The organism is Geobacillus sp. LYN3 (assembly GCF_003064505.1).
Taxonomy (GTDB): domain Bacteria; phylum Bacillota; class Bacilli; order Bacillales; family Anoxybacillaceae; genus Parageobacillus_B; species Parageobacillus_B toebii.
The window spans coordinates 2,759,817-2,774,363 of the sequence record NZ_QCWL01000001.1 but is presented as its reverse complement, the minus strand read 5'-3'; the positions used below and the strand labels follow the sequence as shown (position 1 = coordinate 2,774,363).

13 protein-coding genes are annotated in these 14,547 nt (G+C 42.3%); 9 read left to right on the top strand and 4 right to left on the bottom strand.

Going from position 1 to position 14,547, the window contains the following annotated elements:
* Positions 1 to 85 precede the first annotated feature (85 nt).
* Positions 86 to 1,396, top strand: a complete 1,311-nt coding sequence (locus DCC82_RS14505; protein ID WP_062679264.1) for a CBS domain-containing protein — start codon at positions 86 to 88, stop codon at positions 1,394 to 1,396.
* Positions 1,397 to 1,421: 25 nt separating this feature from the next.
* On the opposite strand, the gene DCC82_RS14500 is transcribed toward DCC82_RS14505, so the two are convergent.
* On the bottom strand, positions 1,422 to 1,733 hold the full coding sequence (locus DCC82_RS14500) for a YtpI family protein (RefSeq protein ID WP_015864793.1): 312 nt from the start codon (positions 1,731 to 1,733) through the stop codon (positions 1,422 to 1,424).
* 124 nt (positions 1,734 to 1,857) lie between these two features.
* Here DCC82_RS14500 and DCC82_RS14495 point away from each other — a divergent pair, with 124 nt between their 5' ends.
* The gene (locus DCC82_RS14495) at positions 1,858 to 2,805 is read left to right on the top strand and encodes a DHH family phosphoesterase (protein WP_015864792.1); all 948 of its coding nucleotides are present in this window, start codon (positions 1,858 to 1,860) and stop codon (positions 2,803 to 2,805) included.
* Between the two features lie 45 nt (positions 2,806 to 2,850).
* On the opposite strand, the gene ytrI is transcribed toward DCC82_RS14495, so the two are convergent.
* Positions 2,851 to 3,360, bottom strand: a complete 510-nt coding sequence (gene ytrI, locus DCC82_RS14490) for a sporulation membrane protein YtrI (RefSeq protein WP_015864791.1) — start codon at positions 3,358 to 3,360, stop codon at positions 2,851 to 2,853.
* The gene (gene ytrH / locus DCC82_RS14485) at positions 3,357 to 3,698 is read right to left on the bottom strand and encodes a sporulation membrane protein YtrH (RefSeq protein WP_062679235.1); all 342 of its coding nucleotides are present in this window, start codon (positions 3,696 to 3,698) and stop codon (positions 3,357 to 3,359) included. The genes ytrI and ytrH overlap by 4 nt, the downstream gene beginning before the upstream one ends.
* A 108-nt stretch (positions 3,699 to 3,806) precedes the next feature.
* Between ytrH and dnaE the strand changes: the two genes are divergently transcribed.
* From dnaE to DCC82_RS14450, 7 genes are all read left to right on the top strand, one after another.
* Entirely contained in the window at positions 3,807 to 7,118 is a 3,312-nt protein-coding gene (dnaE, locus tag DCC82_RS14480) for a DNA polymerase III subunit alpha (protein ID WP_097354863.1), read from the top strand.
* 168 nt (positions 7,119 to 7,286) lie between these two features.
* On the top strand, positions 7,287 to 7,883 hold the full coding sequence (locus DCC82_RS14475) for a FadR/GntR family transcriptional regulator (RefSeq protein ID WP_097354862.1): 597 nt from the start codon (positions 7,287 to 7,289) through the stop codon (positions 7,881 to 7,883).
* 78 nt (positions 7,884 to 7,961) lie between these two features.
* Positions 7,962 to 8,834: an acetyl-CoA carboxylase, carboxyltransferase subunit beta gene (accD, locus tag DCC82_RS14470; protein WP_015864788.1), complete on the top strand. Its 873-nt coding sequence runs from the start codon at positions 7,962 to 7,964 to the stop codon at positions 8,832 to 8,834.
* On the top strand, positions 8,819 to 9,796 hold the full coding sequence (accA, locus tag DCC82_RS14465) for an acetyl-CoA carboxylase carboxyl transferase subunit alpha (protein ID WP_015864787.1): 978 nt from the start codon (positions 8,819 to 8,821) through the stop codon (positions 9,794 to 9,796). The genes accD and accA overlap by 16 nt, the downstream gene beginning before the upstream one ends.
* Positions 9,797 to 9,967: 171 nt before the next feature.
* Positions 9,968 to 10,927: a 6-phosphofructokinase gene (pfkA, locus tag DCC82_RS14460; protein WP_015864786.1), complete on the top strand. Its 960-nt coding sequence runs from the start codon at positions 9,968 to 9,970 to the stop codon at positions 10,925 to 10,927.
* Between the two features lie 30 nt (positions 10,928 to 10,957).
* Entirely contained in the window at positions 10,958 to 12,721 is a 1,764-nt protein-coding gene (gene pyk / locus DCC82_RS14455; protein ID WP_097354861.1) for a pyruvate kinase, read from the top strand.
* 68 nt (positions 12,722 to 12,789) lie between these two features.
* Positions 12,790 to 13,179 carry an FxsA family protein gene (locus DCC82_RS14450; RefSeq protein WP_097354860.1) on the top strand — a complete coding sequence of 130 codons (390 nt, stop codon included), beginning with the start codon at positions 12,790 to 12,792 and terminating at the stop codon, positions 13,177 to 13,179.
* A gap of 56 nt (positions 13,180 to 13,235) precedes the next feature.
* On the opposite strand, the gene ytvI is transcribed toward DCC82_RS14450, so the two are convergent.
* Positions 13,236 to 14,354 (bottom strand): sporulation integral membrane protein YtvI, encoded by a 1,119-nt coding sequence (gene ytvI, locus DCC82_RS14445; protein WP_097354859.1) that lies wholly within the window; start codon positions 14,352 to 14,354, stop codon positions 13,236 to 13,238.
* Between the last annotated feature and the right edge of the window lie 193 nt (positions 14,355 to 14,547).

The following is a 14,547-nucleotide window of genomic DNA, read 5'->3' as shown; positions in this document are numbered from 1 at the left end:
TGTGTTTGGTCGTTTCATTGAATTGAATTTGCTCCACCCGTATAATGAAATAAGGAGACTATGTAAAGGGTGAAGAAACTTGGCGATGACAAAACACGAACAAATTTTGCAATATATTCATAGTTTACCGGTCGGTGAAAAAATTTCTGTGCGGCAAATTGCGAAAGAAATGGGGGTAAGTGAAGGAACCGCCTATCGCGCCATTAAAGACGCGGAAAATAAAGGGTATGTGAGCACGATTGAACGGGTCGGTACAATTCGGATTGAAAAGAAGAGGAAAGAAAATATTGAAAAACTTACGTATGCAGAAGTGGTAAACATTGTTGATGGGCAAGTGTTAGGCGGGCGCGAAGGATTGCATAAAACGCTGAACCGGTTCGTTATTGGCGCGATGCAGCTGGAAGCGATGATGCGCTATACAGGCGCTGGCGATTTGTTGATTGTCGGAAACCGTACGAAAGCGCATGAACGGGCGCTCGAAGCCGGAGCAGCCGTATTAATCACCGGCGGATTTGATACAGAAGACCATGTAAAAAAATTAGCAGACGAATTACAGCTCCCGATTATTTCGACAAGCTACGATACGTTTACAGTAGCGACGATGATTAACCGAGCGATTTATGACCAGTTAATTAAAAAGGAAATTGTTCTTGTCGAAGATATTTTAATACCGCTTGAAAAAACAGCATATTTATATACGACCGATCCGATTGAACGTTGGTATGAGCTCAATCGTGAAACAAGACATAGCCGGTTTCCGGTTGTGGATCAGCAGTTAAAAGTGCAAGGAGTTGTTACTACAAAAGATGTGCTTGATTTTGACCGAAAATTGCCGATTGAAAAGGCGATGACAAAGCACCCGATCACGGTAAAAGGAAAGACATCGGTCGCCTCCGCTTCCCATATCATGGTATGGGAAGGCATCGAATTATTGCCAGTTGTTGACGAACATAACCGGCTTCAAGGAATTATTAGCCGCCAAGACGTATTAAAAGCGCTTCAGATGATTCAACGCCAGCCGCAAGTTGGTGAAACCATTGATGATATTATTACAAGCCAATTTCAGGAAGCCAATAGTGACGGGAAAGAGGAGATGTTTCGCTGCACGATTACTCCGCAAATGACGAATCATTTAGGAACACTATCGTATGGAGTATTTACAACGATTGTGACGGAAGCGGCTACGCGCGCGCTTCGGGCATATAAACGCGGAGATTTAGTGATTGAAAATATTACGATTTATTTTATTAAACCAGTGCAAATCGAAAGCACGATCGATGTGAAAGCGAAACTGCTAGAAATTGGACGGAAATTTGGAAAAGTCGATGTGGAAGTGTATAACGAAGGTGTCGTCGTTGGAAAAGCGCTAATGATGTGTCAATTAATTGACCGTTAGAAGTCGTATCAAAACGGGACGCGATTTACGCCCCGTTTTTTGCTGTTTGTTTTGCTTCTTCCAAAACGAGAGGCAAATAATGCTTATAGGCGCGATAGCCCGCCCACGCGCTTCCGGCGCCAATTAGCAAGAAAATAGTACCGATAATATAGGTGACGGTGGAAGAATGGAGAAAAAACTGATTTAATCCGAAAAAGAACACGAATAGACCGAGAGCAATGCTTGATTTGGCGGAAAGCCAACGTCGTTCCATCGGACGGTGGGAGCGAAAATACTTTATTTTATAATAGACGTAAAAAGAAAAGGAAAATATAATGAAAATCACGAGTGTTGGCATAAATAGCACCCTCCATTATTTCTTTCTACCTTATTGTACATAGAAATGAGGAAGAATTCTAGCAATGACCTTTCTTGTTCGCGTATAATGAAAAAAAATACAGCCGCAAAAAAGGGGAAGAAAGATGAAAGAGAAATGTTTGGAAATTTTAAGAGCGATCCATCAATTTGATACGATCATCATTCATCGCCACGTGCGCCCAGACCCTGATGCGTATGGGTCACAAGGAGGATTGGCGGAGATTTTGAAAGCCTCTTTTCCAGAAAAAACGGTGTATACGGTTGGGAAGGAAGAAGAGTCGTTGCAATTTTTACGGCGGATGGATGTCATTGAAGACAAAACATATGAAAATGCGCTCGTGATTGTTTGTGATACGGCAAATACAGATCGGATTTGCGATGATCGTTATCGGCTTGGCAAACAATTGATTAAAATTGACCATCATCCAAACGAAGACCCATATGGAGACATATTATGGGTAGATACAAACGCAAGTTCCACAAGCGAAATGATTTATGAATTTTATTTAGCTGGTAAAGAAGAAGGACTTGTGATGACAAAAGAAGCGGCACGTCTTATTTACGCGGGGATTGTCGGAGATACAGGCCGTTTCCTTTTCCCAAGAACGAGCGAAAAAACGTTTCGTTATGCAAGCGAACTGATTCAATATGGATTTTCATTGACGGAGCTATATGATGGATTGTATCGTACGAAGTTGAATGTGGCGCATTTAAGTGGATATGTGCTGCAAAATTTTACGGTATCGAAAGAAGGAGTGGCAGCGATAAAAATGCCGAAATCGCTGCTTGAGCAATATGGCGTTACTGCTTCCGAAGCATCGCAGTTAGTTGGCCTTCTTGGCAATATCGAAGGAGTTGTCGCATGGGTATTTTTTATCGAGGAAGAGAAAGAAATTCGCGTCCGCCTTCGTTCCAAAGGCCCAATTGTCAATGAAGTAGCGAAAAAATATCGTGGCGGCGGCCATCCGCTTGCCGCAGGCGCTTCGATTGATTCTTGGGATGATGCGGACCGCGTCATTGAAGATTTGAAAGCAGCGTGTCTTTCTCAATAAAATGAAGGAATGTCCCGGTATGGCAAGATCCGGGACATTTTCTCTTTATGAGGAAGGCAGCGGTTTTAATTTTAGTTCAATCGATAAAGTAGTAAAGACGAACATCTGATAAATTTCCAGCTTATACGGTTGCTCGTTGATGGTGTATGTTTTATTTTCAATAGCCCGCTTTAGCAACTCCCGGCTGTTATAAACGGTTTCGATATCTTTTGCTTTTAAGTGGGAAACATCCTCCTTTACGCTTTCTTCAATGCGAAACGTCGTATAAGAGTCAAGTTTATATTGCTCCGCGTTGACGAGGTGGACAGAAATTTCTTGTACCATCAATTTTTTTTTGTTTATTTTATTCTGTTTGACATAGTCTTCTTGCCAAATGCGGATTTCATCTTCCAAATCGGCAATTTTGTCTTGAAGTTCGATGATTTTTCGAACTTGTTTTTCTTGCAAGACGCCGAATAAATGTAAAAAAACAAACCAGCTGATGAGCGCTCCGATCGCAACGCCGGCAAAAAAACGCTGCCATGTTGGATAGTTGTAATGAGGCGGGATTCTCATGAAGAAATATGCTCCTGTGTCAGCCAAGTAATAATGGTAACGCCTGTCTGCGCGCCTCCCATCGCGGAAAGAATGAGAAGAAACTGTTTAATAATGTCGCGAGTTTCCCCAAAAAAGAATCCCCGTTCTACCATATAAAACGTATCGAACGTTCCTCCAATGGCAGCAACCACAGCCCAAATTCGCAAATCACCGGCAAATCGATACATTGCCGTAAGCGGCTGTTCTCCGCTTAAAAACGCGCCGAGCGCCCCGATCATCGCACCGCCTAACAGCACGCCGACAGCAATAAAATAACTTTGAATAAAAGCAGACAAAAATGGCATCTTTTCGCTCATACTCGTCCCACCCTTTCTTTTACTATGTATATGGACGATCGGGGAAGAGTATGTTTTGCAATGAAAAAGTTTTGTCCACTATAATGGAGGAAAAGGAGGGGGAGATTGTTGTCGTTTGTTCACCTTCACGTTCGCAGCTGTTACAGCCTGTTAACAAGCCCAGCGAAAATCAGCGATTTGGTAAAAAAGGCAAAAGACCTGCAATTTTCTGCACTGGCATTAACAGATGAAAACGTATTGTACGGAGCAATTCCTTTTTATATGGAATGTAAACGTTACGGCATTCGGCCGATTATTGGGATGATCACAGACATTGTGCTGGAGGGGGAAAGCACATATCCGCTCGTTTTATTAGCAAAAAACGAAACAGGCTATCAGCATTTAATAAAAATAAGCAGTACGATTCAAACGAAAACACAAGAAGGAATTCCAGAAAAATGGCTATGGCATTATCGTGGCGGATTAATTGCACTAACCCCAGGAAAAAGCGGGCAAATTGAAACATTGCTTGCCCATAACGAAATAACAAAGGCAAAGCAATTGTTAGAACGATATAAGCAAATTTTTGGAGATGATTTTTACCTTTCCGTACAGCGAGGAGAAAATAAGCAGCAAGAACCGTATGAGCAGCAGTTGATTCATTTAAGCAACGAAACCAATACCCCGCTTGTGGCAACAAACGATGTTCAATATATTGAAAAAGAAGATGCGTTTGTGCAGCACTGTTTATTAGCGATCAAACAAGGCGCGGTGATAAAAACGGGGATGGCGACAGATGGAGAACGATATTTAACATCGCCAGAGGAAATGAAAAAGCGGTTTTCTGATTTGCCCGAGGCGGTGGAAAACAGCAGGAAAATCGCGGATCAATGCCATCTTCATATCAGCTTGGACACATTAAAGCTGCCGAAATACCCTGTTCCAGAAAAGGAAAACGCAGATCATTATTTGCGGCACCTTTGTCTGAAAGGACTATATGAACGAGTTTCGTCCCCTTCTGATGCTTACATCAAACGGCTTGAATATGAACTCGATGTCATTCAGCAAATGGATTTCAGCGATTATTTTCTTATCGTTTGGGATTTTATGAATTTCGCTCGAAAAAAAGGGATTGTTACGGGTCCAGGGCGAGGGTCGGCAGCAGGATCGCTTGTCGCGTATACACTTTATATTACAGACATCGATCCGATTCAATACGGGCTATTATTTGAGCGGTTTTTAAATCCAGAACGGGTGTCGATGCCGGATATTGATATTGATTTTCCCGATGACCGGCGTGAAGAAGTTATTCAATACGTCGCCAATAAGTATGGACAACAATATGTGGCGCAAATCATTACATTCGGTACGTTTGGCGCTAAAGCGGCCCTCCGGGACATTGGCAAAGTGTTACAGATTGATTCGAAAGAGATGGAAAACATCATCAAGTATGTTCCTAACAAACATGGAATAACGATTCAAGAAGCATATCATCAATCATTTGCTTTTCGCCAAGCGGTTCAAGCTTCTTCTTTGTTGAAACAATGGATTGCAATCGCAATGAAGGTCGAAGGGCTTCCGCGCCATACTTCGACACATGCGGCGGGTGTGATTATTAGCAGTGAGCCGCTTTCCCAAATCGTTCCACTGCAGCAAGGCCATGGTGAATTGTATTTAACGCAATACCCGATGGACGTGTTAGAGCGGCTAGGTCTATTAAAGATGGATTTTCTTGGCTTGCGCACGTTAACATTGCTTGAACATATATGCCGTCTTATTCAGCAACAAACTGGAAAAACCATCGATGTGCGTTCCATTCCGCTTGATGACCGCAAAACATACGAGCTGGTCAGCAAGGGAGACACCAATGGAATTTTTCAGTTAGAGTCGGATGGGATGAAGCAGGTATTAAAGCAATTGAAGCCGTCACAATTTGAGGATATCGTGGCGGTGAACGCGTTATATCGGCCTGGACCGATCGATTACATTCCTTCGTATATAAAGAGAAAGCACGGAGAAGAAAAAGTTTCTTATCTTCATCCAGATTTAGCGCCGATTTTAGCGCCGACATATGGTGTTCTTATTTATCAAGAACAAATTATGCAAATCGCTGCGAACATTGCCGGTTTTTCGCTAGGAAAAGCAGATTTATTGCGCCGGGCAGTCGCGAAAAAGAAAAAAGAAATTTTAGATCAACAGCGGAATGAGTTCGTACAAGGCTGTATCGACCAAGGTTATGACGAAGGGTTTGCAAATGATGTATATGATATGATTGTCCGTTTTGCTAATTATGGGTTTAACCGAAGTCATGCCGTTGCTTATAGCATGCTTTCCTACCAACTTGCTTATTTAAAAGCCCATTATCCGCTTTATTTTTATACAGCATTATTAACGAGCGTGATCGGAGACGAAGAAAAAGTATCTTTATATATTTATGAAGCAAGACGAAAACAGATTGAATTATTGCCGCCTTCGATTAATCAAAGCCGTTATTCTTTCTCAGTGGAGCATGAAAAGATTCGCTACAGTTTAGCCGCGATTAAACATGTTGGAATAGCGGCAGTCAAAGCGATTGTACAAGAGCGAAAAAAGGGGCCTTTTGCGGACTTTTTTGATTTTTGTGTTCGCTTATTCGGAAAAGGCATCAACCGAAAAACGATAGAATCTCTTATTTTGTCAGGCTGCTTTGATGAATTTGGAATCGAAAGAGCATCATTATTAGCAAGCGTCGATGTTGCTTTAGAACATGCGCAGCTTGTTGGTCCGTATGTCGAAGAAGGATTATTTTCAGATATATCATTGAAGCCAAAATATGTAGAAGCACCTTCTTTGTCATTAGAGGAAAAGTTAATGTACGAAAAAGAATTGCTCGGTGTTTATGTTTCTCCTCACCCAACATCTGCTTATCGGAAGGTGTTCCGTTTGGATGGTGTCCGCTCAGTCATGAGTGTAATAAGGGAAAAAACGGACTTTCCTGTTAAAGTGGGTGTATATATTGTGGAAGAGAGAAAAACACGTACGAAAACAGGAGAGGAAATGGCTTTCTTTACGGTTAGTGATGAAAGCGGGGAAATGGATGTGGTTGCGTTTCCAGATGTATATCGTCGTTATTCTTCAGTTTTAAAAAAGGGAACAGTGCGGTTATTAGAAGGAAAAGTAGAGGTTCGTAAAGGGAAAGCGCAGCTGGTCATTCGCAAAGCAGACGTACCTGCGATGGAGGCGCTTTATGTAAAAATTCGTCCGGAACATATAGCGTCTGGAAAATTGTTTACGCTAAAAGAGCTGCTGCAAAAATATCATGGAAAAACGCCTGTCTTTCTATATTACGAGCAAGAGCAAAAGATGGTGAAGCTTACGGAAGAATATGATGTCGCTTTAACAGATGAATGTATCGCTTCATTGAAAGCGCTGCTAGGGGATGAACATATTGTAGTAAAATAATTTATTTCTTTACTATTTTTCAATTTTGTTATATCGTATAAGCATTAAGTGGTCAGACCAGTGATGGAAATTGGAGGAAAGAAATACATGATTTCATTAGAATTTCCTGAACAATGCATAGAGCAAGCATGCAGGGAGGGGTAACAAGTAAAAGACGCAAAAGTATACATTGAAACGCTCGAACAAATCCGCCGGATCATTCGCGAAGACGGACTTGTCGCCGGCGATAAACTACCTTCTGAACGAGAATTATCAGAGCGTCTGCAAGTCGGTCGCTCTTCTGTGCGCGAGGCGTTAAGAGCGCTTGAATTTCTCGGCTTAATTGAAACGCGAAGAGGAGAAGGAACGTATATCAAAGAAGTTGGGAATCATCAGCTTATTAATTTACTCGGAATGTTTATTTTACAAGATGAGCGAGCAAAAGAAGATTTAGCGGAAACGAAAAGGCTTATAGAACAGCTTTGTTTGCAGCTTGCTTGCCAACGATGGACAGAACAGGAACTGGCTCAACTTGAAAAAAGCGTTCGACAAAAAACGATCAGTTATGAGCTTTTTTTCAAATGGGTGACAGTAGCTTCACAAAACTATTTGCTCGAACGGATTTGGCGCGTGCTCCATAACTTTTCGCAAACAATCTATGATGAGGATGCATTTCCAGATGAATTTTATGATCAGATGCTAAAAGCGTTTGCGAAGCGGGATGTTGCCGCTGTGGCGAAAATTTGGGAAACATATACGCAACATCGATTGTCGAAAGAAAGATGACACCGTTTTACAAAAAATATTACTCATTTCCGATACAGTAGTAATGATAGAGTGAAAAAGTGGAGGAGGGAGCACCTCATGTGGAAAGACTTATTTACAAAAAAGAAGAAATATGCATCGATTCCTTCCGAAAAAGTGAGAAGTGAAGTTCCAGAAGGAATTATGACAAAATGCCCCAAGTGCAAAAAAATTATGTATACGAAAGAACTGGTAAAAAATTTGAGGGTTTGCATGAGCTGCGGCTATCATCATACGATGCCGTCCCGTGAACGAATTAATAGCTTGTTAGACGAAGGAAGTTTTCATGAATATGATGCGGATATGGTGTCAGTGAATCCATTGCAGTTTCCAGGATATATAGAAAAACTCGAAGAAGACCGCCGCAAATCGAACCTAAACGAAGCGGTCATTACTGGCGAAGGAACGTTAAATGGATACCCGATTGTGATCGCTGTGATGGATTCGGCGTTTCGGATGGGAAGCATGGGTTCTGTTGTTGGTGAAAAAATTACGAGAGCGATTGAAAAAGCGAGAGAGCTCCATGTACCATTTCTTATTTTTACGGCTTCCGGCGGCGCGCGCATGCAGGAAGGAGTATTAAGTTTAATGCAAATGGCCAAAACAAGCGCCGCTTTAAAATTGTTCAGCGATGAGGGCGGTCTTATTATTTCGGTGATGACACATCCGACTACCGGAGGGGTATCCGCAAGTTTTGCCTCGCTGGGAGACTATAATTTTGCAGAACCAGGAGCGCTCATTGGCTTTGCGGGCCGACGCGTGATTCAACAAACGGTAAGGGAGGAACTTCCAGAAGACTTTCAAACGGCAGAGTTTTTATTAAAACACGGGCAGCTTGATGCCGTCATTCATCGCCATGATTTAAAAGATACATTAACGACCGTGCTTGATATTCATCAAGGAGGAGGGGGACACGGATGGTGGCAGAGTTAGAATTTGAAAAGCCGCTTATAGAATTGCGCAAAAAAATTAGTGAGTTAAAAGAATTTATGAAAAGCACAGATGTAGACCTTTCATCGGAAATTGAAAAATTGGAAGCGCGCCTTGCAAAATTGGAAAATGACATATATGCGAATTTAACTCCATGGGACCGCGTTCAAATTGCGCGTCACCCGAATCGTCCGACAACGCTTGATTACATTGAGCGGCTGTTTACTCATTTTTTGGAATGCCATGGTGACCGCTGTTTTGGAGATGATGAGGCAATTGTTGGAGGGATCGCCAAATATGACGGTCTGCCTGTGACAGTCATTGGTCATCAGCGCGGAAAAGACACGAAAGAAAATATTCGACGTAATTTTGGAATGCCGCATCCAGAAGGATATCGAAAAGCATTGCGTCTGATGAAACAGGCGGAAAAATTTCAACGGCCAATCATTTGTTTTATTGATACAAAAGGGGCATATCCCGGAAAAGCAGCGGAAGAGCGCGGGCAAAGCGAAGCGATTGCCAGAAATTTATTTGAGATGGCAGGACTTACGGTACCGATTGTTTGCATCGTTATTGGTGAAGGGGGAAGCGGCGGCGCGCTTGCGCTCGGCGTTGGCAATCATATTCATATGCTGGAAAACTCTACTTACTCTGTGATCTCTCCAGAAGGAGCCGCTGCGATTTTATGGAAAGATGCATCGCTTGCCCAACGCGCAGCGGAAACGATGAAAATTACAGCGAATGATTTAAAAGAACTTGGGGTGATTGATGAAATTATTCCGGAGGTCCGCGGCGGTGCCCATCGCGATGTGGACCAACAAGCGGCGGAAATTGATAAAGTGCTGAAACGATCGCTAAAGCAGCTCTTAAAGCTTGATGGGGAAACGCTTGTTCAACAGCGATATGAAAAATTTAAACAGATCGGGCAATTTGCGTTTTCTCGTGATGACATTTGGGTAAGATAAAAGCAAGGCTGTCTCATTCTATGGGGCAGCTTTGTTATATTGTAAGCCGTTTCAATAAACTTGTCTATTGTGTTCTGTTATGCTTCGTGTTATTTTATAGATGTGTTTTAAAGGTATGAGGTCAGACGTTTTTAAATGTTTTGTGAAACAATGAGCGAATGAGGTGGCAATATGAAACGTATAGGTGTGTTAACAAGTGGCGGAGATTCACCAGGTATGAATGCAGCGATTCGCGCTGTCGTCCGTAAGGCGATTTATCATGGAGTAGAAGTATTTGGAATTTATTATGGGTATGCTGGCTTGATTGCTGGGAAAATTAAAAAATTAGAAGTAGGGGATGTCGGCGATATTATCCATCGCGGAGGTACAATACTGTATACGGCGCGCTGTCCGGAATTTAAGACAGAAGAAGGGCAGTTAAAAGGGATTGAACAATTGAAAAAACACGGGATTGAAGGATTAGTCGTCATCGGTGGAGATGGTTCTTATCAAGGTGCCAAAAAATTAACAGAGCACGGATTTCCTTGTGTCGGGGTGCCAGGAACCATTGACAATGACATTCCTGGAACAGATTTTACGATTGGTTTCGATACGGCTTTAAACACGGTGATTGACGCGATTGACAAAATTCGTGATACTGCTACATCGCATGAACGAACATATGTGATTGAAGTAATGGGGCGTCATGCTGGGGATATTGCGTTATGGTCAGGGCTTGCTGGAGGTGCAGAAACGATTTTGATTCCAGAAGCCGATTACGATATGAATGATGTTATTGCACGGTTAAAGCGTGGTCATGAACGAGGCAAAAAACATAGTATTATTATCGTTGCTGAAGGTGTCGGAAGCGGAGTCGAGTTTGGAAAGAAAATTCAAGAAGCGACAGGATTTGAAACGCGCGTCACAGTGTTGGGACATGTTCAGCGCGGCGGTTCTCCAACCGCGTTTGACCGTGTGTTAGCCAGCCGCTTAGGTGCACGGGCAGTAGAGCTATTGTTAGAAGGCAAAGGCGGCCGCTGCGTCGGCATCCAAAATAATCAGCTTGTCGACCATGATATTGTGGAAGCATTAGCAAACAAACATACCGTTGACCAAAAAATGTATTTGTTATCGAAAGAGCTATCCATCTAGTATATTTCCTGTGGAAAGGAAGAAGAAATGATGATGCGGAAAACAAAAATCGTCTGTACGATCGGTCCTGCAAGCGAAAGTGTAGACAAGCTTGTGGAATTGATCCATGCCGGGATGAATGTAGCACGCTTAAATTTTTCCCACGGTGACCATGTTGAGCACGGGCGTCGCATTCAAAACATTCGGGAAGCGGCAAAACGAACGGGAAAAACGGTAGCGATTTTATTAGATACAAAAGGACCGGAAATCCGTACGCATAATATGGAAAACGGGGCAATTGAGCTAAAAGAAGGAGAACAGCTGATTATTTCGATGGAGGAAGTGCTTGGAACACCGGAAAAAATTTCGGTTACGTATGAAGGACTGGTCGATGACGTCACTTCTGGTGCAAAAATTCTCCTCGATGATGGTCTAATCGGATTAGAAGTGATTTCAGTCGATAAACAAGCGCGAGAAATCGTGACGAAAGTATTGAATGGCGGTGTATTGAAAAACAAAAAAGGAGTCAATGTGCCTGGTATCCGTGTCAATTTGCCAGGTATTACGGACAAAGATCGCCAAGATATTTTGTTTGGCATCGAGCAAGGGATTGATTTTATCGCTGCTTCATTTGTGCGGCGTGCTTCCGACGTATTAGAAATTCGCGAATTGCTTGAGGCGAACAACGCGCTTCATATTCAAATCATTGCAAAAATCGAAAATCAAGAAGGCGTGGATAATATTGATGAAATTTTAGAAGTTGCAGATGGACTAATGGTGGCACGCGGCGATCTTGGGGTAGAAATTCCAGCTGAAGAAGTGCCGCTTATCCAAAAGGCGCTTATTAAAAAATGCAATATGCTTGGCAAACCGGTTATTACAGCCACACAAATGTTAGATTCGATGCAGCGAAATCCGAGACCGACGCGGGCCGAGGCAAGCGATGTCGCGAATGCGATCTTTGATGGGACAGATGCGGTGATGTTATCTGGAGAAACAGCGGCAGGGCACTATCCAGTAGAAGCAGTAAAAACCATGCATCAAATTGCGCTGCGTATCGAACAAGCGTTGCAATACCGGGAAATATTAGCACAGCGGACAAAAGAAAGCGCGACGACAATCACAGATGCAATTGGGCAGTCTGTTGCGCATACGGCTTTAAATTTAGACGTGGCGGCAATCGTAACGCCAACAGTAAGTGGAAGAACGGCATATATGGTGTCAAAATATCGTCCAAAAGCGCCAATCGTTGCTGTTACTGCCAGTGAATCTGTATCGCGGAAATTGGCGCTCGTATGGGGGGTATATTCGCAAGTAGCTCCAAAAGCGAACACAACCGATGAAATGCTTGATATTGCCGTGGAAGCTGCGGTAAAATCAGGAGTAGTAAAACACGGTGATTTAGTTGTCATTACCGCGGGAGTTCCAGTAGGAGAAACGGGGTCGACGAACTTAATGAAAGTGCATGTCATCGGTGACATTATCGCAAAAGGGCAAGGAATCGGTCGTAAGTCTGCTTTTGGAAAGGCGATTATTGCGAAAACGGCAGAGGAAGCAATCAATAAAATGGTAGAAGGCGGAATTTTAGTAACATGTAGCACAGATGCGGATATGATGGAAGCATTGGAAAAAGCGGCAGCGATTATTACCGAGGAAGGCGGATTAACAAGCCACGCTGCAGTCGTTGGTTTAAGTCTCGGCATTCCTGTTATTGTCGGTGTAGAAAATGCTACATCGATTTTAAAAGATGGGCAGGAAATTACAGTTGATGCTGGATTTGGAGCTGTTTATCAAGGACATGCAAGCGTGCTGTAAGGTATAATAAAAACAGAGAAGAAATTTTCTCTGTTTTTATTCTTTTTTCTGAAAGGAAGAAGAAAGAAATGAAATGGTTTATCGGAATGTTTATCGTTATTCCTGCCTTGGAAATCGGGCTGTTTATTCTTTCCAGCAAACTTATTGGCATTTGGTCAACGGTCGCATTGATCATGCTGACTGGAATGATAGGAGTGTGGCTTGCAAAACAACAAGGGCTAGCCGTTGTTGAAGAAGCCAAACGGGAGTTTTTCTATGGACGTCTTCCAAGCGGAGCGATACTCGATGGCATTTGTGTGCTCATCGGTGGAGTACTTCTCATAACACCAGGTTTTTTTAGTGATATCGCTGGGGTCTTTCTTCTTCTTCCTGCTACCCGGTCCATGATTAAGCCGTATATCGCCCGATGGTTAAAATCATTTTTTGATGCAAAAATGTTTTTTCACATTTTTAGATAAAAAAGAGCCTTTCGGTGTGTCGAAAGGCTCTTTCTCTTTGGCGTTTATTTTGGTGTTTATGCTGTCGGCTTTCCGATAATAAAATTCCAAATATCGCGAAATACGTTGGCGCTGTGCAGTGTACGGATAATGACAAGTGTAACAGGTCCAATAATTAATCCTAGAAACCCAATTAATTTAAATCCGACAAATAATGCTACTAATGTAGCCAGCGGGTCAAGTCCGATCGATGATGATAATACTTTTGGCTCCATGATTTGCCGTTGAACGAGGACGACAATATAAAGTACACTTAGCCCGATTGCAAACGGTACATCACCGCTTACCGCCGCATAAATAATCCAAGGAACAAAGACAATTCCCGTTCCTAAGTATGGTAAAATATCCACAAGCCCGATAATAAGCGCAATGGTAATAGCATAGTTGACACGAAGAATTAACAATCCGATCAAAACAATGACCGTAGTGATCGAAATAAGCGTAGCCTGCGCTTTGATAAAGCCGAATAGCGCTTTCTTTAAATCGAGAAATACTCTTTTTCCGCTCTTGCGTGCTTTTGCTGGCAAAATTTTTTGGGCGATTCCAGTGAGTCGATACCAATCTTTGCTAATAAAAAACGTAGCTAATAGCGAAAAAATAAAGACGGTAGCAGCATTTGGAAGCCAAGCGAGCAGCTGAGGAATGTTCTGAAGCACATGCTGAATAAATTGCCCGACTGTTGTTGCTATTTGTGTACCTGCTGCTTGGATGTTATTCATAATCGTATCTTGCTGGCTAGCATCTAAATTTTTAAATAAAGCGGCTAAATCATTATAAAGAGGAATGATTTGCTTCGCAAAAAATGTTTCTATATACGTAATTAATTTTTGAAAATTCTCTGGTACGACATTTGCCAGGTATTGTGTACCTGAAACAATTTCCGCGATCAGCAAAGTAACAAGACCAGCTACGCTGGAAAAAAGTACAATTAATGTCACAATAACCGCCAGCCATCTTGGCATTTTCGTTTTTGTTTCTAGAAAATCGACTAACGGATTGATCAAGAAAGCAATAAAAAACGCAATAATAAATGGATATGTAACGGTGGATACATAATAAAGAGCCATTGATCCGAATATAACTACAGCGATCACAAACAAAAAGCGAAGAAAGCTATATAAGTGATGGCGGGACAATGTTTCACCTCCATAAATTTTTCCATAGTTATATATTACAGGTTTCATTACGTATACGCAAAGAAGAAGGTTTCACGAGAACATCCGCCGGAAGCCCACTGCTTTAGCTGTGGAAGGAAGACGGGGTTTATATTTTCAATATATATTGAATTTTTCGTTCAATATAAGTACACTGGATTTAGAAAGGTAGGTG